We start from the raw sequence: 20007 nt of genomic DNA on the forward strand, positions 1-20007 counted from the left end.
ACATAATGAAAAAGAAATTGAATCTGGTGCTGAACAAGCAAAAATAAAGAAAAATTCTTTACTTGAATGGGTCAAAGCGATTTTAATTGCCCTTGCCCTTGTATTGCTTATTCGCACGTATATATTCGAACCATACGTGGTTGAAGGCGAATCGATGCAACCTACACTTCATGATGGCGAAAAGTTGTTTGTGAATAAAACGATTAATTATTTAGGCGGAGTGAAACGTGGAGACATCGTCATTATTAATGGGAAAGATGGCCAAAAAATTCATTACGTGAAAAGGTTAATTGGACTTCCGGGCGATACAATCGAAATGAAGGATGACACACTTTACATCAATGGAAAGAAAAGCGCAGAGCCATATTTGAAAGAAAATAAGCAGCATGCAAAAGAATATGAGGTTCACTTAACAGGTGATTTCGGTCCAATCAAAGTATCAAAGGACAATTATTTTGTCATGGGTGACAATCGATTGAATTCCATGGACAGCAGGAATGGACTAGGACTGATTGAAAAGGATCGAATTGTCGGCACTTCAGAATTTGTTTTCTTTCCATTCGGTGATATTAGACAAACAAAATAAAACCAAACCCTCTCATTCACACATAAAAATACACTTGCCATCTGTTGAAACAGGCAAGTGTGATGAGCGGTTTATCAAAATGCGACTCTGTTTGAAGAGTCGTTTTTATTTTGGGGCAAGAATTGTCACAATCAACACGATTGCCAGCACTGAAGCAAATACAGCTCCTACAATGGCAAGGACAGATTTAAACAATCCGACTTTGTGATCTGCTTTACCGCGTTTTTGCAAAAAACGTTTTGAAAAGAGATGGACGAATGTATAAATAAGAACAAGGCCAATATAAAGTCCAATGTCCTTCGCGGTAAATCCTGTCGCTGATAAGTAAATGCCTAAGAAAAAAACAAGTAAACAATATTCCATTAATGTTAATAATCTCAAAGTCAGTGAACTCCTTCTCGTTATCATTACTTGTGATTATAACATATTTGATAAAAACCTCGGATACTAATGGTTTCTAAGAGAGAGGCGTTTCTATCGCTCCTCATTCATGTTATACTGCATATGATGAACTAGTGATGGAGGATTAATAAATGATTGCAGTTAATAATGTTAGTTTGCGTTTTGCAGATCGTAAACTATTTGAAGAAGTAAATATTAAATTTACACCAGGTAACTGTTACGGTTTGATTGGCGCAAATGGAGCGGGGAAATCAACATTTCTAAAGATTCTCTCTGGCGAAATTGAACCACAAACAGGTGATGTTCATATGAGCCCAGGAGAGCGTTTGACGATCTTAAAACAGAACCACTTCGAATATGAAGAGTATGAAGTGCTAAAAGTAGTCATTATGGGACATAAGCGTCTTTATGATGTGATGCAAGAAAAGGACGCTATCTATATGAAGGCGGACTTTTCAGATGAAGACGGAATTCGTGCAGCAGAGCTTGAAGGAGAGTTCGCTGAATTAAACGGTTGGGAAGCCGAAAGCGAAGCAGCGATTCTTTTAAAAGGGCTAGGAGTTCCGGAAAGCCTTCATGAAAAGAAGATGGCTGAGCTTGGTGGCTCTGAAAAGGTGAAGGTTCTTTTAGCGCAAGCCTTATTTGGCAAACCAGATGTTCTTTTACTGGATGAGCCAACGAACCATTTAGACTTGCAGGCGATTAAGTGGCTAGAAGAATTCTTAATTAACTTTGAGAATACTGTTATTGTTGTATCCCATGACCGTCATTTCTTAAATAAAGTGTGTACACATATTGCTGATCTTGACTTTAGTAAAATTCAAATATATGTCGGGAACTATGATTTCTGGTATGAATCCAGTCAGCTTGCCTTGAAGCTGAATCAGGATGCCAACAAGAAAAAAGAAGAACAAATCAAACAACTTCAAGAATTCGTCGCACGATTCAGTGCGAACGCTTCTAAATCTAAGCAAGCAACATCGAGAAAGAAATTGCTTGATAAAATTACACTGGATGATATAAGACCATCTTCTCGTAAATACCCGTACGTTCACTTCGCACCAGAGCGTGAAATTGGGAATGACGTGTTGCAAGTAGAAGGTTTGTCTAAAACGATTGATGGCGTAAAAGTGCTCGACAATGTCAGCTTTATTATGAATCGTGAAGATAAAATTGCTTTCTTAAGTCGTAATGAGCTTGCTGTTTCTACACTATTTAAAATTCTTGCTGGAGAAATGGAACCAGATAGCGGGACTTTTAAATGGGGTGTGACGACGTCTCAAGCATTCTTCCCGAAAGACAACAGTGAATACTTTGAAGGAAATGATCTTGATCTTGTTGATTGGCTTCGTCAATATTCACCACATGATCAGAGTGAAAGCTTCCTGCGTGGCTTCTTAGGCCGCATGCTCTTTTCTGGAGAAGAAGTGAAGAAAAAATCTAGCGTTCTTTCTGGAGGAGAAAAGGTACGTTGTATGCTATCAAAAATGATGCTATCAGGTGCCAATGTCCTGCTTCTTGATGAACCAACGAACCATTTAGACCTTGAATCAATTACAGCGCTCAATAACGGTTTGATGGGCTTTAAAGGTGCAATGCTCTTCTCATCTCATGACCATCAATTTGTAGAAACAATTGCGAATCGAATTATTGAGATCACACCAAACGGTATTGTCGACAAACAAACTACGTATGATGATTTCCTAGAAGATCAAGAAATTAAACAAAAACTAAATGAGCTTTATGCTTAATAGAAAAGACATCCACTCTTGTGGATGTCTTTTTTGTTGTGCTTAAAATGCCCAGTTCCCTTGACGAAAAATAGGCTCGCGCTTGCCGTCTTTTGTAATGCCGTCGATATTCATTTCCTTAGAACCAATCATGAAATCAACATGCGTAATGCTATTGTTTACGCCAGCTGCATCTAGCTCTTCTCTTGACATACTTTTACCGCCATCGATATTAAAGGCATAGCCGCTACCAATTGCAAGATGATTTGATGCATTTTCATCATAAAGTGTGTTGTAATATAAAATATTTGAGTTGGAGATAAGCGAATCGTCTGGAACGAGTGCAACCTCACCTAAATAATGAGCGCCTTCGTCTGTTTCAATGAGTGATTTCAGAATATCTTCACCTTGCTCTGCCTTAACATCAATGATGCGACCGTTCTCAAACGTCAAAGTAAACCCATCAATGATATTTCCAGCATAGCTAAGTGGCATTGTACTTGAAACGGTTCCGTTCACTCCGTCTTTTTTAGGTACTGTAAATACTTCTTCTGTCGGCATATTTGCCATGAAAGAAACACCTTGCTCACTTACACTTCCTGCTCCAACCCAAAGGTGTTTTTCGGGAAGTTCAATGGTTAAATCTGTTCCTTTCGCTTGATAGTGAAGTTTATGGTAGTGTCTTTCGTTAAGTACTTCTACTTTTTCATTTAATGCTTCATCATGCTTTTTCCAAGCATCCACAGGCTCTTTTTGATCCGCACGTGCAACCTTAAAAATATTCTCCCACAGTAAAGAGACAGCTTCATTAGCAGAATGATCAGGGAACATTTTCTTCGCCCAATCTAAAGACGCTGCTCCAACAATCGTCCAGGCCACTTTATCGGATTGGACATATTTACGATATGTATTAAGCGCTGTACCAGCTGCTTTTTGCTGCGCAGCAATTTTTTTAGAATCAATCCCTTGAAGGAGATCAGGACTTTGAGACAAGATTGAAATAAAAGCTCCCCCACGTTTCGCGATGGTTTCCATTGATTGGGCTTCCCATGCAGGGAAATCTTCAAACACTTCATTGGGTGCATGTTCATATTTTAAGCGTGCTAGCACACTGTCGCTCCAACGAATATGGACATTCTTTGCACCTCGTTCATATGCATGTTTTGCAACGAGACGAACAAGGTCAATCGCTTCAGTAAAAGCTGAAATCATCACCTCTTGCCCTTTTTGAACGTTCACTCCTACTTCAACAATGAGTTTGGCGTATTGATCTAGCTGTTTTTCAAATGAACTCATAAAAAAACCCTCCTTTAGTCATGCTTATCATATCAGATTTATGAATGAAAAGGAAAATTGGAGCAGGCATACTGAAAATAGAAAAAGCCGCATGACAGCGGCTTTTAGCGGTTCAGTTGTTTCACAGGCTGAGCATTGGAAGGAGGCATATGAGAAAAGGATAAACTCATTCCTCCTAAAATGATTCCAGTTAAAATCACTGTGACAACGACCCGTTTTCCTAAATCAAGAAACATGTTCTTCCTCCTTATTGTTTATCCATTTCTCACAATATGATGGAAAGGCTCAAAAAAGAAGTAGAACAAGAAGATTTATTTCAATGTTTTTTGCAATTTGTCGATCACTTCAAGTGAGCGACCTGTTCCGATTGCCACACATTCAAGTGGATTTGCGGCGATATGTACAGGAACGACAATTTCTTGGGCGAGCCATTCTTGAATGCCGTTTAAAAGGGCACCACCGCCTGTCAGAATCACACCTCGGTCTACAATATCTCCACTGAGTTCAGGAGGGCTGTCCTCAAGTGTCGCACGAATTGCTTCTAATATATGAAGAAGAGACTCTCTCATTGCCCCTTGAATTTCAAGTGACTCAAGCAATATCGTTTTTGGAAGCCCAGTGACGAGATCGCGACCACGAACCTCTAAAGACTCTGTTTCATGGTCAATGAGCGCATAGCCAATTTCCATTTTAACTTGCTCTGCTGTACGTTCTCCAATTAGTAGATTGTATTTCTTTCTGATAAAGGTGATGATGTCATCATCAAGCTGATCTCCACCAATACGAATAGAATGACAAGACACAACACCACCAAATGAAATAATGGCGACTTCAGTCGTCCCACCGCCAATATCAACTACAACATTTGCAACTGGTTCGTCTACAGGAAGGTCAGCGCCAATTGCAGCTGCAACTGGTTCCTCAATTAAATGAACATGTTTAGCGCCACAATTTTTGACAGCATCGCTGATCGCACGTCGTTCGACAGCAGTCGAACCAGAAGGTGTACAAACAACGACGGTTGGTTTTCTAAAGGTAAAACCGATGTTTTTACCTGCTTTTTTCATAATTTGCTTCAATAGATCTGTTGTCATATCATAGTCTGCGATCACACCGTCTCTCATTGGACGAATTGCCATAATTTTCCCTGGTGTTTTTCCGATCATATTTTTTGCTTCTGATCCTACAGCAAGAACAGCCTTTGTCTCTGTATCAACTGCGACAACGGACGGTTCATTTAAAATAATCCCCTTGTTTTTGCTATAAACCAATATATTAGCTGTTCCTAAATCAATTCCAATTTCGGCATTTTGAAACATGTTTTCACCCAATCTCTATTTTTGCTCATTCAAATCATTTCACATTTAAAAGTTCAGAGGATCCTTATCTTTTTTGGGGGTGTGTGACAACCTTGAAATGAATCTGTAAAATTCAAGTATCATTTTGCCATTCACTATAAAATTTCCCTTTCCTTTCACACATTTCGAATTTTTTTTTTACTACGAGAAACCTTTTTAGCGTTTCCTACGTCTACGATATATCAAGATGGTGAAAGCCTATTGATCTTGAGCTAATGAAAGAAAGAGGGAACGAAATTGAAATCTATCGGAGTTGTAAGAAAAGTAGACGAACTAGGGCGAATTGTCATGCCAATCGAGCTAAGAAGGGCACTTGATATCGCAATTAAAGACAGCATGGAATTTTTTACAGATGGGGATAAAATCGTCTTAAAGAAATATCAACCACAAGGAGCTTGCTTGTTGACTGGTGAAATTACCTCTGATAACCATGAGTATGGAAATGGTCAAATTACATTAAGTGCAGAAGGTGCAGTAACGCTATTAAAAGAACTGCAAGAAGCACTTCAACAATAAAACAAAGAAGCCTGCTGTTTATTCCTTTGGGATGATAGCAGGCTTTTTTGTTTTGGAAATTGAAAAATATCTCCCGATTGAAATTGGAGAGGAAAGAAAAAATTCTTTAAAAATGACACAACTCCCGCAAAAAATAAATGGAAAATGGTACAATTGACAAAGAATCTCAGGTCGGCAGGTGGAATCATTGAACAAAAAATATCAAGTGCGGATCGGATTATCCGTTCTTGCAATCATTTTAATACTTAGCTGGGATTACTTTTATTATATGGGAGGGTATCAAATCAATTGGCCCCTTGATTTGATGTTTACTCTTGTAGTTCTAGCTGGGATATGGGTTGTGTCAGGATATGTAGATCGATTAAACCTACTTGTATCGGATTTGAATCAAAGAGAGAAAGAAGCACATGATTTAACCGATCGTTTAAATCGTATTACAGATAATTTACAAGAAGGGGTGTTTGAAACGGATGAAAAAGGTGAATTCATTTTTTTAAATCAAGCATGGGAATCGATTACAGGCTATGAAATAGATGAGTGTATAGGCACTTTGTACAATCAATATTTTGATCAGGAGGAGCGAGTGACCAATCATATCCTCTCCGTTCTTCGTGAGCATAAGGACGAAGAAAGAATCGAAGTGCAGCTCCTTCATAAAGAAGGAAAAAAGGTGTGGGGAGATGTTCATTATAAGCTATATTTTAATGAAGATCAGCAGTTTATCGGTAGTATTGGAACGGTAGCTGATATCACGAAACAAAAAGAAGCAAAACTTGCGCTCGAACGATCTAATCAACAAGTGCAAATTCAGGCACAAAAGCTCGCTGTTGCTGGTCAAATTGCTGCTGGAATTGCACATGAGGTCAGAAACCCCCTTACATCTGTGAATGGTTTCTTGCAATTAATGAAAACACAGTATCCAGAACGTACTGATTATTTCGATATTATTTTTTCTGAAATTAAACGAATTGACTTTGTTTTAAGTGAATTACTTGTTCTTGCAAAGCCACAAGAAGTCACCTTTCGAGAGGTTAATATTCACCCATTGCTTGAGCAAGTCATTACACTTTTAAACACAAATGCAGTATTATCTGATATTCATCTTCATCAGTCATTTAAAAAACAAGATCCAGGTGCCATATTAGCAGATGCAAATCAAATGAAGCAGTTACTCATTAATTTGATTAAAAATGCAATTGAGGCCATGCCAAAAGGCGGTAGTATTTACATATCTACTGAACAGGAATTTGATGAGTGGAAAATGACAATCAGAGATGAAGGAGAAGGAATGCCAACCCATGACATTCAAAAGATGTTTGATCCATTCTTTTCAACGAAAAAAGAAGGAACAGGTCTTGGTCTAACGATATGCGACACTATTTTGAAAGGTCATAATGGAAGAATGAATGTCTCTAGTGAGTTAGGAAAAGGGACAACCTTCAATATTTACTTACCAGCGTATAAAAATAGAGTATGACAGAGAAGAGAGGATGGATTTTTTGATAAACAAGACACTGTTTGTTTACGGTACACTTTTAAAGCACGAAGTATATCATCATGACTATTTATCCACGGAATTACTGAAGGCAAAAGAAGCATGGATTGACGGACAATTATATGATACTGGAGAAGGCTATCCAGTCTGTGTATTAGAAGGAGACGGTACCGTTTATGGTGAAATATATGAGGTTTCATCTGAGACGTTGAATAAGATAGACAAGCTAGAGGAAGGGTATGAAAAACAAGAGGTGACAGTAAAGACAGACCAAGGTAGTATAAAAGCTTTCGTCTATACGATGTTTGCTAAAGATGTCGAACATTTTAGCCTCATTAAAAGTGGGAATTGGAAAGAGCATCTGCTGTTTCAGCAGCAACCAGAGTTTATTCACTATTATGCGTACGGTTCTTGTATGGATGATGCAAGATTTCAGCTTGCTAAAGTCGATCACTTTTTCAAGGAGATCGTTGGTGGCGGCATACTAGATCGTTTTACAACAAGGTTTACTTTAGTTAGACCTGATGGGTCGAGAGCGGATATGGTTGAGGATGGGGGCGAGACAGAAGGTGTGCTCTACAATGTTCCGTTTGCTGCCGCCCACTATTTGTATAAGAGAGAAGGCGTTTTTGAACAAACGTACCGCCCTGCTTTTGTGGATGTAAAGGTAAATGGGAAATTGTACAAAGATTGTTTAACCTTTCTTGTCATTGAAAAAAGCGATGAAATTGCTCCGCCGCTCCATTATCGAACTGAGATCGAAAAAGGGGCGGATCTTTATTTAAGTGAGGCATTTCGGGAAAAAATTCGTTCTCATATGGATTCGTTAGCGAAAGCGTAGTAAAATGCATGGTAAGTGAAATAAAAGGAGCAGTATGATGAAAAAGGAATATGCAGTCATTGGACTTGGACGCTTTGGAGGAAGTATTTGTAAAGCGTTGAGTGAAGAAGGTCTAGAAGTGATGGCAATGGATATGAACGAAGATCGTGTGAACGAATATGCGAAGATTGCTTCTCATGCAGTCATCGGCGATTCAACAGATGAATCTGTTTTAAAGAATCTTGGCATTCGAAATTTTGACCATGTCATTGTTGCAATCGGAGAAAACATTCAAGCCAGTATCTTAACAACAATTATGCTAAAAGAGCTCGGAGTCAAAATGGTCACAGTGAAGGCACAAAATGATTATCATGAAAAAGTCTTAAATAAAATCGGTGCTGACCGAATCGTTCATCCAGAACGAGACATGGGGAGACGTATTGCCCACAAGATTATTTCAAATAATGTACTTGATTATTTAGAGCTTTCAGATGAGTACAGCTTAATAGAGATTGTGGCGAACACCCGATTGGCAGGTCACTCGTTACTCGATCTTGATATCAGAGCAAGATATGGGATTAATATTGTAGCAATTAAACGGGGAAAAGAAGTCATTGTTTCTCCACTTGCTGATGAAATGATTCAGAAAGAAGATATATTAATTGTTATCGGTGCTGTCGCAGATATTGGACGTTTTGAAAAAAGAGAAATGCAAAATGATCATTAAAACACTTCGTCACTGAAGTGTTTTTTTGTGTTAGTGTCCGTTTGTGAAGGAATGGCACTCCCTTTATCTTAGGTGAGTCAACGCTTTTTGAGTCGATGAAACCTGTAGAACAAAAGCCTTAGAAAAAAGTGTTTTTTTCATTATATTATCATTTTTCTGAAATGAAAAATCGAGCTTTTTTCCATAGTCAATTTCTCTAAATTTCATTGACTGGACAGGGAGATTCGTATACGATAAGAAACATTATATATGTTTACTTGGAGGAGGCAGTTGTTGTTGGATAAGGAGCTTTTCAGTCATCAAATTGAGGTTGCTGCAGAGCGGAAAAAAGCAGCCCTTGTGATTAAACATGCGAAAATTATGGATGTATTTAACCAAGAATGGATCGAAGCAGATGTCGCTGTCGAAAGCGGTAAAATAGTAGGTATTGGTGAGTATGAGGGAGAGCAGGTAATAGACGCATCTGGTCAAATGCTTGTTCCAGGTTTTATTGATGGTCATGTTCATATTGAATCCTCAATGGTTACCCCCGCTGAATTTTCCAAAGCTGTGGTTCCCCATGGTGTGACAAGCGTCATTACAGATCCGCATGAAATCGCAAATGTATCAGGTGTTGCTGGCATTCGCTTTATGTTAGAAGAAGCGAGGAAAGCCCCTTTAAATATTTATTTTATGCTTCCTTCCTGTGTCCCAGCAGTGAGTTTTGAACGATCTGGTGCTGTCTTAAAGGCGAAGGATTTAGCGCCCCTTTATCAAGAAGAAGAAGTGCTAGGGCTTGCGGAAGTCATGGATTATGTGGCGGTAGAACAAGCTGAAAGTGATATGTTACAAAAGCTTTTGGATGCACACAACCACGGCAAATTAATTGATGGTCACTTAGCAGGTTTAACAGACCGATTGATCAATGTATACCGAACGGCACATGTTCAGACAGATCATGAAGTGACAACAGCATCAGAAGCACTTGATCGTGTGAGGCGAGGGATGTATGTCATGCTTCGTGAAGGATCGGTTGCCAAAAATGTGAAACGAGTATTGCCTGCTGTAAATGCTAAAAATGCAAGACGTTTTTTCTTCTGTACAGATGATAAGCATTTAGACGATCTGATTTCACAAGGAAGCATTGATGAACAAATAAGAATGTCGATCGCTGAAGGTCTAGATCCATTTTTAGCCTATCAAATGGGCAGTTTAAATGCTGCTGAATGCTACGGGCTCAAAACGAAAGGAGCCATTGCACCAGGATATGATGCAGATTTTATGCTCATTTCTGACCTGCACAAAGTACAGATTACTGATGTATTTATGAATGGCCACTTGGTTGCACAAAATGGTGAGTACAATCAAAAGGTAGAAAGAGTGATACCTGACCCACAGCTCATGAATTCTGTTCATACAGTTGATGTGAAAACCGAAGACTTGTCAATTCCTCTTCAACCTAAAAAGAATTTGAACGTCATTCGCATTATTCCAAATCAGCTTGAAACAAAGCTGAAGCAAGTAGAGCCAGATGAAAATTGTGCTCAATTTACGAGCAACATCAAGAAAGATTTATTGAAAATTGTCCTTGTTGAACGCCATAAAGGACTACATGAAATTGGTGTAGGCATTGTGACAGGGTTTGGATTAAAAGAAGGTGCAATCGCAACAACAGTTGCACATGATTCGCATAACTTGATTGCTGTAGGAACAAATGATAAGGATATTATGAAAGCCATTGAAGTTTTAAAAGAGGTAGGAGGCGGTTTAACGGTTGTGAACGGTGGACGTTCATTGCATACGCTCCCCTTGCCGATTTCTGGACTTTTATCTGATCAGTCTGCTAGTGAGGTAAATGACAGCCTTCATACGCTCCACGAGGCATTACGAGACACAGGCTTTACATCAGACTTTAATCCGTTCTTAACATTGTCATTCTTAGCATTGCCCGTCATTCCAGATGTCAAAATGACAACTAAAGGATTGTTTGATGTCACATCCTTTAAACACCTAGACATCCAATCATAAATTTAAAACAACCGCATGCTGAATAGCATGCGGTTGTTTCGTGTCTGAAAGAAAAAAGGAGGCATCCCAAAACGGGAATGCCTCCTCGACTGCTTACACTTCCATGATAATCGGTAAAATCATTGGGCGTCGTCTTGTTTTTTCATACAAGAACGGCGCAAGTGTGTCAGTAATTTCATTTTTAATTTCAGACCACTGTGTTGTTTTACGCTCCATTACTTTTTCAAGATGTTTAGAAATAAGGTCCTGTGCATCGTTAATGAGGTCACCAGATTCTCTCATATAAACAAACCCTCTTGAAATTAAATCAGGACCGGCAGAAATTTTAAATTCTTTCATGTCCATGCTGACCACTACAATAACAAGGCCTTCTTCTGAAAGAATACGTCGATCTCTTAAGACGATATTTCCGATATCACCAATGCCACTACCATCGATATATACGTTACCTGATGGGATTTTACCAGCGATACTTGCTTCTTCACCTTTCAGTGCAAGCACTTCACCGTTATCCATAATGAAGCAATTTTCTTCAGGGATCCCGCAATCTGTCGCAAGTTTAATATGCGTTTTTTGCATTCTGTATTCCCCATGGATTGGCATAAAGAACTTAGGCTTGATTAAACGAAGCATAAGTTTTTGTTCTTCTTGCCCACCATGACCTGATGTGTGAATGTTGTTGAGTGAACCATGGATCACTTCTGCGCCAGCACGATAAAGCTGGTTAATCGTACGACTCACACTGATCGTGTTGCCTGGGATTGGTGATGATGAGAATACAACTGTATCACCAGGGATAATTGAAATCTGGCGGTGTGTACCGTTGGCAATTCTTGATAATGCTGCCATCGGTTCACCTTGGCTTCCAGTACAAAGTATCGTGACTTTATTTGCTGGAAGTCGGTTGATTTCATTATGTTCAATAAATGTGTTTTTTGGACATTTGATATAACCAAGGTCTTGTCCAATATCAATAGCAGATTCCATACTACGTCCAAATACAGCTACTTTTCTGCCGTTTGATACAGCAGATTCAATCACTTGTTGTAGTCTGTGGATGTTTGAAGCGAATGTTGCAAAGATAATACGACCATCTACTTTTCTAAAAATATCATCAATGCTTTCTCCTACACGTCTTTCAGACATCGTAAATTCAGGTATTTCACTGTTTGTACTATCTGATAGAAGGCAAAGAACACCTTCTTTTCCGATCTCAGCCATTTTCGTTAAGTTAGCAGGTTCACCAACAGGCGTAAAGTCAAACTTGAAATCACCCGTATGTACGATGTTTCCAGGTGGAGTCTTTACAACGATGCCATAAGAATCTGGAATGCTGTGCGTCGTTCTAAAGAAAGAGACAGCTGTCTTTCTAAATTTAATCACGTCATCTTCTTCATACGTGTGAAGTTTGGTTTGTCTAAGTAAACCATGTTCTTCCAATTTGTTGCGCAAGAGGCCGATTGCGAGTTTGCCTCCGTAAACTGGAATATTCACTTGTTTGAGAAGATAGGGGATGCCCCCAATGTGGTCTTCGTGTCCGTGTGTAATAAAAAGACCTTTAATTTTGTCTTCATTTTTAACTAAATACGTATAGTCAGGAATGACGTAGTCAATACCAAGAAGCTCATCTTCAGGGAATTTAATACCCGCATCAATTAAAATGATTTCATCTTGAAATTGAACGCCATACGTGTTTTTACCGATCTCGCCTAAACCGCCGAGAGCAAAAACAGCCGCCTGATCATTTTTTACAAATTTCATTCCTCTCATAGCTCCAATACTTTAAAATTTTCACTTTCTCGTTCGTAGTCTAAAAAAGCACTGTCTACAGGCTGAACGAATTCAATATTGTAGTTATGTTTTTTTAACTTATCACGAACTTCTCTTTCGGAAGCCGCTTCAACGTATAGTGAATCTGTGTTTTCTCTAATAGGTACCTCAGTGTTGCTCGCCTGATAATATACCTTATATATCATCCAAATCTCTCCTTAAATACCGTATGTTACACTCGCTTATTCTATTATATTAAAAAAACGCCCATAAGAAAAGACTTGAGAAAAAAGGACCTCCTGCAAATGTGCGGAAGATCCTTGTTATGCAATGGATTTTTTACGAAGCATGTCCTTCCATTGTCTTCTAAATTTTTTGCGGAGACGGCGTAGCATCTTAAATTCCTCCCTTCAATAATGGGGTTATAAACAGCCGAAGTATCCATGATCTCTTTATACTTGTATTATATGATGAATGTCCTGATTGTTACATGGTTAAATGTGGGAATAAGTGTTTTCGCAGTCAAAAGGTTTTCTCAAATGGTATCTTTCTGTATGATGAGTATAAGAAAAAATAAATACATGGCATACATAACGAAGGGACAGGAGACTTAGATATGAATAAAAAAGTCATCTTCTTTGATATTGATGGTACTTTATATGATCACGATAAACGTATACCTAATTCGACGAAACAAGCAGTAAAAATCCTTAAAGAAAAAGGGCATCATTTATTTATTGCATCCGGACGCTCACCTTTTTTAATTGCACCGATTTTAGAAGAGCTAGAGCTTGACTCATTTGTTGCTTATAATGGGCAATTTGTTGTTTACGAAGGAAAAGTGATTTACCGAAACCTAATTGATCAAGAGCTAATTGAGCGAATATATGAAGTAGCAGAAAGACGCGATCATCCGCTAGTATTTATGGGAGAAAAAACGATGAAAGCATCTGTTCTAAATCATCCGTTTATTCATGAAGGCATTGGTACGTTAAAAACGGAACATCCCGAGCATGATGTAAGTTTCTTTAAAGAGAATGAAATTTTTCAGCTTCTTCTGTTTTGTAAACAAGAAGAAGAAACGCAATATGAAGCATTCCATGATGCAATCGACCTTGTAAGATGGCATGAACTCGCTACTGACATTTTGCCAAAAGGGGGCTCGAAAGCAGAAGGCGTCAAACATGTCATTGAGCGTCTTCCTTTCGGAGTAGAAGATACAGTTGCATTTGGAGATGGATTAAATGATCGAGAAATGATTGAATTCGTTGGGACAGGCGTAGCGATGGGAAATGCAGTAGATGAATTGAAAGAACTTGCTGATTTTGTCACAAAGTCGGTCGATGAAGATGGTATTTTATATGCAGTGAACAAGTTAGGTTTATCACAATAACTGAATAAGACACTTGAAAATGGTTTTATCCCCTCTACTTAGAGGGGATTTTATGTTGTTATTCACTCAATGACATATATGAGTAGAATCATAAAAGACTTCAAAAACGATGTAGCCAGTGTACTTGGGTTGCAATATCGTGTCGCACTGGCTACATCGTCTATTTAAGTCTGTCTATTTTGACAGGGGTCTTTTTCTAACGTCCAATCGCAACAGAATTTTCTGGTTCAGCATACGGGTTCTCTTTGTTAATATGATCGTAAAACATCACGCCATTTAAGTGATCGATCTCATGCTGAAATACAATCGCAGGAAAACCTTTTAAACGAATATCAATGTCTTCTCCTTCAAGTGTTGTTGCTTTAATACGTATCTTCGCATAACGTGGAACAAATCCTGGAATCGCCTCATCTACAGAAAGACAGCCCTCACCAGTTGACAAATAGCTTCTTTTGACAGAATGACTGACAATTCGAGGGTTAAATAAAGCATAGCTATATAATTGTCCTTCCTCATCCTCGCAATGAACAGCTATCATTCTTTTGCTAATGTTAATTTGTGGAGCAGCTAAACCAACCCCAGGTCTTAACTCATGTTTTTCAGCCAATTCTTCATCTTGACTATTTTTCACAAACTCAATCATGCTTGCTAAAAGTTGTTTTTCTTCTTCAGTTGGCGGAAGCTGAACCGTTTCTGCTGTCTTTCTTAAGACGGGGTGACCATCTCGTACAATATCGTCCATGGTAATCACAAAACTTCACTCCTATTTCCTTATGTATGTAAAGTATATAAAATGAAACGCCACATATGCAATGAATTAAAGAAGACCGGTCACTTTGACCGGTCAGAGGCTAAACAGCCGTTAGCAGCCGCAGCCGCCGCCTAAAAATGCTGCGCCTACGATGATTAGAAGGATGAACAATACAACGATTAAAGCAAATGTACGTCCACCGCCGTATCCTCCACCGTATCCACCACCATAACTTGGATAACAACAGCCACCGCCGTATCCACCGCCATATCCACCATATCCACCATATCCACCATACATGCTACCGTGACTATAATTAGACATCATTTTGACCTCCTTTGAAAATACACTCAGCCTTTCTTAGAAGGCGAAGCGTGTAATATAAACTATGTATAACTGCACCAATTGTATAGTCATGAGCCTATAGATAGAAAATATCTTCTGAAAACGAAAAAAACGATGATCCTTTCTTGTCACAAACGCCCAGAGAAATTATAGTGGTAGTTAGATACATAAGGAGGATTTTGTTGATGAGATTTACAAAACGAAGCGTCAAAACAGCCCTTATTGCAGCCGGTATATGCAGCTTTCTTCTTGCTGGATGTGGTAGTCAGAATCCACTGAATGAAATGCAGGATGCAATGGAGAAAGTCACTGAAAAAGAGAAGCCGTTTCAAACGGAGCAAGCTTCACTCATGGATTATGAAAAGAAGGAACAGCAGCTATACAAAGACATGATCAACACAACTAAGGATAAAACGAAAACAGTCACAAACCTATCCAATCAAGCGTTAGCCTTATCAAAACAACGGAAAAAACATTTAAGAACAGAAAAAGAAAGCATGGACCAGTCAAAAAAAGAATTTCATATTGTGAAAGAGTCAGCGGAGCGGATAGCGGATGCTGATATGAAAGAAAAAGCGAAAGAAACGGTCATGTCAATGGAGAAAAGATATCAGTCTTACGATAAGCTTTATCGTGAATATGAGAAGGCACTGGAACTCGATCAGAAGTTATACAAATCCTTCAAAAAGAAAGACCTTGGATATCAGGAGCTAAAAACAAAATTAAAAACAGTGAATCATACATACAGCAAGGTGAGAAAAGAAAGTAAGAAATTCAATGATTATACCGATCAATTAAATCAAAAAAAGCAATCCTTATATCGAGTAGCAGGTTATGAGATAGAAAAGAGCTGAAAATAGCTCTTTTTTTATTTTTCGACAAAAACATACAATGGTTATTGTAGTACAGCAGTTCATTCTATACTAGTACAGTTATGTCTATTTTGAGGGAATAAAGTGAAACCGCTGAATGAAATGTAAAGCGAATACATTTATTTAAAATAAGCCATTAAATCAATTGACGGAGTATTTTTCTTGTTGTAAACTAGTCCTTGTTAACAGAAGTTGTATTAGTTTTTTGTGAACTATCGTTAATACAGTTTAAAAGGCTTCAACATGACCCATACATATGATGATTCGACAAATCCAAGTAGCGATTATGTATATGGAGTCATATGAACATTTTGGGTTATCCTAATTCTGTATGTATAAATGGATTCACGACAAATTGACTGTTATAAGAAAGGAAGAGGTGACTTTAGAATGGCTGCAAAAACGAAAAAAACAATCGTTGATAGCAAAAAGCAATTTGATGCCATCAAAAAGCAGTTTGAAACGTTTCAAATTTTAAACGGAAAAGGCGAAGTCGTAAATGAAGCGGCAATGCCAGATCTTTCAGATGACCAATTAAAAGAATTAATGCGCCGTATGGTGTTTACTCGAGTATTAGATCAGCGTTCAATTTCATTGAACCGACAAGGACGTCTTGGCTTCTATGCACCAACAGCTGGACAAGAAGCTTCTCAACTTGCAACTCACTTTGCACTTGAAAAAGAAGACTTCGTTCTTCCAGGATATCGTGATGTTCCACAATTGATTTGGCACGGTCTTCCACTTGCGAAAGCATTCTTGTTCTCTCGTGGACACTTTGTTGGTAACCAAATGCCTGAAGATGTGAATGCACTTTCTCCACAAATCATTATCGGTGCACAAATCATCCAAGCTGCTGGTGTAGCACTTGGTTTGAAAAAACGCGGTAAAAAAGCAGTAGCAATCACCTACACTGGTGACGGTGGAGCTTCACAAGGTGACTTCTACGAAGGAATCAACTTCGCAGGAGCATACAAGGCACCAGCGATTTTTGTTGTGCAGAATAATAGATATGCAATCTCAACTCCAGTTGAAAAGCAGTCATCTGCTCAAACAATTGCACAAAAAGCTGCCGCAGCTGGTATCGTAGGTATCCAAGTTGACGGTATGGACGCACTTGCTGTGTATGCAGCGACAGCAGAAGCTCGTGAGCGTGCAGTGAACGGTGAAGGTCCGACGCTTATCGAAACTCTTACATTCCGTTATGGTCCACACACGATGGCTGGTGACGACCCAACGAAGTATCGTACAAAAGAAATCGAAAACGACTGGGAGCAAAAAGATCCATTGATCCGCTACCGTAAATTCTTGGAAAACAAAGGCCTATGGTCTGAAGAAGAAGAGAATAAAGTCATCGAAGATGCAAAGGAACAAATCAAACAAGCAATTAAAGAAGCAGATGAACAACCTAAGCAAAAAGTAACTGACTTGATTGCAAACATGCATGATGTTCAACCATACAACCTAGTTGAACAGCTTGAAATCTACAAACAGAAGGAGTCGAAGTAAGCCATGGCGCAAATGACAATGATTCAAGCAATCACTGATGCGTTACGCACAGAACTGAAAAATGACGAAAACGTTCTCGTTTTCGGAGAAGACGTTGGTTTAAACGGCGGCGTATTCCGTGCGACTGAAGGATTGCAAAAAGAGTTTGGTGAGGATCGCGTTTTTGATACTCCGCTTGCTGAATCTGGTATTGGCGGTCTTGCAATTGGCCTTGGACTACAAGAATTCCGCCCAGTTATGGAAATTCAATTCTTCGGATTCGTTTATGAAGTATTAGATTCTGTTTCTGGACAAATGGCTCGTATGCGTTACCGTTCAGGTGGACGCTGGCATTCTCCAGTAACAATCCGTTCGCCATTTGGTGGTGGGGTCCATACTCCCGAGCTTCACGCTGATAGCTTAGAAGGACTTGTTGCACAACAGCCTGGTATTAAGGTTGTTATCCCTTCAACACCTTATGATGCAAAAGGGTTGCTTATCTCAGCAATTCGTGACAACGATCCAGTTGTATTCCTTGAGCATATGAAACTATATCGCTCTTTCCGTCAGGAAGTTCCTGAAGAAGAGTACACAATCGAAATTGGTAAAGCTGACGTGAAACGTGAGGGAACTGATCTTTCCATCATCACTTATGGTGCAATGGTTCACGAATCATTAAAAGCTGCTGAAGAACTTGAAAAAGAAGGCGTATCTGCTGAAGTTATCGACCTTCGTACAGTTAGCCCACTTGATATTGAAACGATCATTGCTTCTGTTGAAAAAACAGGACGCGCAATCGTTGTTCAAGAGGCTCAAAAACAAGCAGGTATTGCTGCAAACGTTGTAGCTGAAATCAATGATAGAGCGATTCTTAGCTTAGAAGCACCTGTGTTGCGTGTAACTGCACCTGATACTGTCTTTGCTTTCTCTCAAGCTGAAACCGTATGGCTTCCAAACCATAAAGACGTGCTTGAAACAGCTAAAAAAGTTCTTGAATTTTAATTAAATGACAAGGGGAAAAGAATTTATTTCTCTTCCCCTTTATCAATTCTCAAAACGAACGTGTGAAATGCACAACAAAGAACGAACCAAATCTAGGAGGCGAAAACAGTGGCATTTGAATTTAAACTTCCGGACATCGGAGAAGGTATTCACGAAGGTGAGATCGTTAAGTGGTTTGTTAAGCCAAACGACGAAGTAAATGAAGATGACGTGTTAGCAGAGGTACAAAACGATAAAGCAGTTGTAGAAATTCCTTCACCTGTTAAAGGAAAAGTATTAGAATTAAAAGTTGAAGAGGGAACAGTTGCAACTGTTGGAACAACAATCATTACGTTTGATGCACCTGGTTATGAAAACCTTCAATTTAAAGGTAGCGAAGAAGAGTCAGGCGACGCAAAAACAGAAGCACAAGTTCAAGGAACTGCTGAATCTGGTAACGAGCCTGAGAAGAAAGAAGTTGCACAAGCAGATGATGCAGCATCTGGCGCTGGCGTACAAGATCAAGCAGATGCTGACCCGAATAAACGCGTAATTGCTATGCCTTCTGTACGTAAATATGCACGTGAAAAAGGCGTTGAAATTTACAAAGTAGCAGGTACTGGTAAAAACAGCCGTGTACTAAAAGAAGATATCGACAGCTTCGTAAACGGTGGTTCTTCAGCACAAGAAGCAGCTCCTCAAGCAGCAGAAAGTGCAAAAGAAGAAGCGACTCCAAAAGCGGCAGCAGCTCCAGTTCTTGAAGGAGAATTCCCAGAAACTCGCGAGAAGATGAGCGGAATCCGTAAAGCGATCGCAAAAGCAATGGTGAACTCTAAACATACAGCTCCACACGTTACATTGATGGATGAAATTGACGTAACAAACCTTGTTGCACATCGTAAACAATTCAAACAAGTTGCAGCTGATCAAGGAATCAAATTAACTTACTTGCCTTACGTTGTGAAAGCTCTTACTTCTGCACTTAAGAAATATCCAGTATTGAACACATCTATCGATGATAAAACAGATGAAGTTGTTCAAAAACATTATTACAACATCGGAATTGCAGCTGACACTGAAAAAGGTTTGCTTGTTCCAGTTGTGAAAAATACTGATCGCAAAGCGATTTTTGAAGTTTCTAACGAAATCAATGAGCTTGCAACAAAAGCACGTGATGGTAAATTGGCTCCAGCTGAAATGAAAGGCGCATCTTGCACAATCACTAACATCGGTTCTGCTGGCGGACAATGGTTTACACCAGTTATCAATCACCCAGAAGTGGCGATCCTTGGTATCGGCCGTATCGCAGAAAAAGCGATTGTACGTGATGGCGAAATCGTTGCAGCTCCTGTCTTAGCTCTTTCCCTAAGCTTTGACCACCGTATGATTGACGGAGCTACTGCGCAAAATGCCCTTAACCACATCAAGCGTTTACTGAATGATCCACAATTAATTTTAATGGAGGCGTAATGT

The 20007-nt window shown here is 39.1% G+C and carries 20 protein-coding genes; 12 read left to right on the forward strand and 8 right to left on the reverse strand.

Annotated elements, in window-relative coordinates:
• Nucleotides 1–16 precede the first annotated feature (16 nt).
• Complete coding sequence (lepB, locus tag ACQKEZ_RS12890; RefSeq protein WP_427301947.1) at nt 17–586, forward strand: signal peptidase I; 570 nt, start codon at nt 17–19, stop codon at nt 584–586.
• A 105-nt stretch (nt 587–691) separates the two neighbouring features.
• Here lepB and ACQKEZ_RS12895 read toward each other — a convergent pair whose 3' ends face one another.
• A complete protein-coding gene (locus ACQKEZ_RS12895; protein ID WP_427301340.1) occupies nt 692–967 on the reverse strand; it encodes a hypothetical protein in 276 nt (91 codons plus the stop codon).
• 152 nt (nt 968–1119) lie between these two features.
• On the opposite strand from ACQKEZ_RS12895, the gene ACQKEZ_RS12900 reads away from it, so the two are divergent.
• Nucleotides 1120–2739 carry an ABC-F family ATP-binding cassette domain-containing protein gene (locus tag ACQKEZ_RS12900; RefSeq protein ID WP_427301342.1) on the forward strand — a complete coding sequence of 540 codons (1620 nt, stop codon included), beginning with the start codon at nt 1120–1122 and terminating at the stop codon, nt 2737–2739.
• Between the two features lie 42 nt (nt 2740–2781).
• Here the strand turns inward: ACQKEZ_RS12900 and ACQKEZ_RS12905 are convergent, their stop codons facing one another.
• The 3 genes from ACQKEZ_RS12905 to mreBH all read right to left on the reverse strand — a co-directional run bounded on the left by ACQKEZ_RS12905 (nt 2782) and on the right by mreBH (nt 5333).
• Entirely contained in the window at nt 2782–4014 is a 1233-nt protein-coding gene (locus ACQKEZ_RS12905; protein WP_427301343.1) for an aminopeptidase, read from the reverse strand.
• A 104-nt stretch (nt 4015–4118) separates the two neighbouring features.
• Nucleotides 4119–4250, reverse strand: a complete 132-nt coding sequence (locus ACQKEZ_RS12910; RefSeq protein ID WP_427301345.1) for a protein YkpC — start codon at nt 4248–4250, stop codon at nt 4119–4121.
• Between the two features lie 75 nt (nt 4251–4325).
• Nucleotides 4326–5333: a rod-share determining protein MreBH gene (gene mreBH, locus ACQKEZ_RS12915; RefSeq protein ID WP_427301347.1), complete on the reverse strand. Its 1008-nt coding sequence runs from the start codon at nt 5331–5333 to the stop codon at nt 4326–4328.
• Between the two features lie 276 nt (nt 5334–5609).
• Here mreBH and ACQKEZ_RS12920 point away from each other — a divergent pair, with 276 nt between their 5' ends.
• The 5 genes from ACQKEZ_RS12920 (at nt 5610) to ade (ending at nt 10937) form a co-directional block, all read left to right on the forward strand.
• Nucleotides 5610–5888 carry an AbrB/MazE/SpoVT family DNA-binding domain-containing protein gene (locus ACQKEZ_RS12920; protein ID WP_427301349.1) on the forward strand — a complete coding sequence of 93 codons (279 nt, stop codon included), beginning with the start codon at nt 5610–5612 and terminating at the stop codon, nt 5886–5888.
• 187 nt (nt 5889–6075) lie between these two features.
• Nucleotides 6076–7365, forward strand: coding sequence for an ATP-binding protein (locus ACQKEZ_RS12925; protein WP_427301351.1), 1290 nt, complete (start codon nt 6076–6078; stop codon nt 7363–7365).
• A 25-nt stretch (nt 7366–7390) separates the two neighbouring features.
• Nucleotides 7391–8224 (forward strand): gamma-glutamylcyclotransferase, encoded by an 834-nt coding sequence (locus ACQKEZ_RS12930; protein ID WP_427301949.1) that lies wholly within the window; start codon nt 7391–7393, stop codon nt 8222–8224.
• Nucleotides 8225–8261: 37 nt separating this feature from the next.
• Complete coding sequence (locus ACQKEZ_RS12935) at nt 8262–8930, forward strand: potassium channel family protein (RefSeq protein WP_427301950.1); 669 nt, start codon at nt 8262–8264, stop codon at nt 8928–8930.
• 276 nt (nt 8931–9206) lie between these two features.
• A complete protein-coding gene (gene ade / locus ACQKEZ_RS12940; RefSeq protein ID WP_427301352.1) occupies nt 9207–10937 on the forward strand; it encodes an adenine deaminase in 1731 nt (576 codons plus the stop codon).
• Nucleotides 10938–11030: 93 nt separating this feature from the next.
• On the opposite strand, the gene rnjA is transcribed toward ade, so the two are convergent.
• On the reverse strand, nt 11031–12698 hold the full coding sequence (rnjA, locus tag ACQKEZ_RS12945; RefSeq protein WP_427301354.1) for a ribonuclease J1: 1668 nt from the start codon (nt 12696–12698) through the stop codon (nt 11031–11033).
• 5 nt (nt 12699–12703) lie between these two features.
• Nucleotides 12704–12913 carry a DNA-dependent RNA polymerase subunit epsilon gene (locus ACQKEZ_RS12950; protein ID WP_427301356.1) on the reverse strand — a complete coding sequence of 70 codons (210 nt, stop codon included), beginning with the start codon at nt 12911–12913 and terminating at the stop codon, nt 12704–12706.
• 410 nt (nt 12914–13323) lie between these two features.
• Here ACQKEZ_RS12950 and ACQKEZ_RS12955 point away from each other — a divergent pair, with 410 nt between their 5' ends.
• The gene (locus tag ACQKEZ_RS12955; RefSeq protein WP_427301358.1) at nt 13324–14100 is read left to right on the forward strand and encodes a Cof-type HAD-IIB family hydrolase; all 777 of its coding nucleotides are present in this window, start codon (nt 13324–13326) and stop codon (nt 14098–14100) included.
• A 196-nt stretch (nt 14101–14296) separates the two neighbouring features.
• Here the strand turns inward: ACQKEZ_RS12955 and def are convergent, their stop codons facing one another.
• Nucleotides 14297–14851 (reverse strand): peptide deformylase, encoded by a 555-nt coding sequence (gene def, locus ACQKEZ_RS12960; RefSeq protein WP_427301360.1) that lies wholly within the window; start codon nt 14849–14851, stop codon nt 14297–14299.
• A gap of 111 nt (nt 14852–14962) precedes the next feature.
• A complete protein-coding gene (locus ACQKEZ_RS12965) occupies nt 14963–15151 on the reverse strand; it encodes a YjcZ family sporulation protein (protein ID WP_427301952.1) in 189 nt (62 codons plus the stop codon).
• A 230-nt stretch (nt 15152–15381) separates the two neighbouring features.
• Between ACQKEZ_RS12965 and ACQKEZ_RS12970 the strand changes: the two genes are divergently transcribed.
• The 4 genes from ACQKEZ_RS12970 (at nt 15382) to ACQKEZ_RS12985 (ending at nt 20004) form a co-directional block, all read left to right on the forward strand.
• Nucleotides 15382–16050 (forward strand): YkyA family protein, encoded by a 669-nt coding sequence (locus ACQKEZ_RS12970; protein WP_427301362.1) that lies wholly within the window; start codon nt 15382–15384, stop codon nt 16048–16050.
• A gap of 408 nt (nt 16051–16458) precedes the next feature.
• Entirely contained in the window at nt 16459–17574 is a 1116-nt protein-coding gene (gene pdhA / locus ACQKEZ_RS12975) for a pyruvate dehydrogenase (acetyl-transferring) E1 component subunit alpha (RefSeq protein WP_427301363.1), read from the forward strand.
• Between the two features lie 3 nt (nt 17575–17577).
• On the forward strand, nt 17578–18555 hold the full coding sequence (gene pdhB, locus ACQKEZ_RS12980) for a pyruvate dehydrogenase complex E1 component subunit beta (RefSeq protein WP_427301365.1): 978 nt from the start codon (nt 17578–17580) through the stop codon (nt 18553–18555).
• Between the two features lie 108 nt (nt 18556–18663).
• Nucleotides 18664–20004 (forward strand): dihydrolipoamide acetyltransferase family protein, encoded by a 1341-nt coding sequence (locus ACQKEZ_RS12985; protein ID WP_427301367.1) that lies wholly within the window; start codon nt 18664–18666, stop codon nt 20002–20004.
• Nucleotides 20005–20007 lie beyond the last annotated feature (3 nt).

The organism is Bacillus sp. NPDC077027, from assembly GCF_050269555.1.
GTDB lineage: Bacteria > Bacillota > Bacilli > Bacillales > Bacillaceae > Bacillus.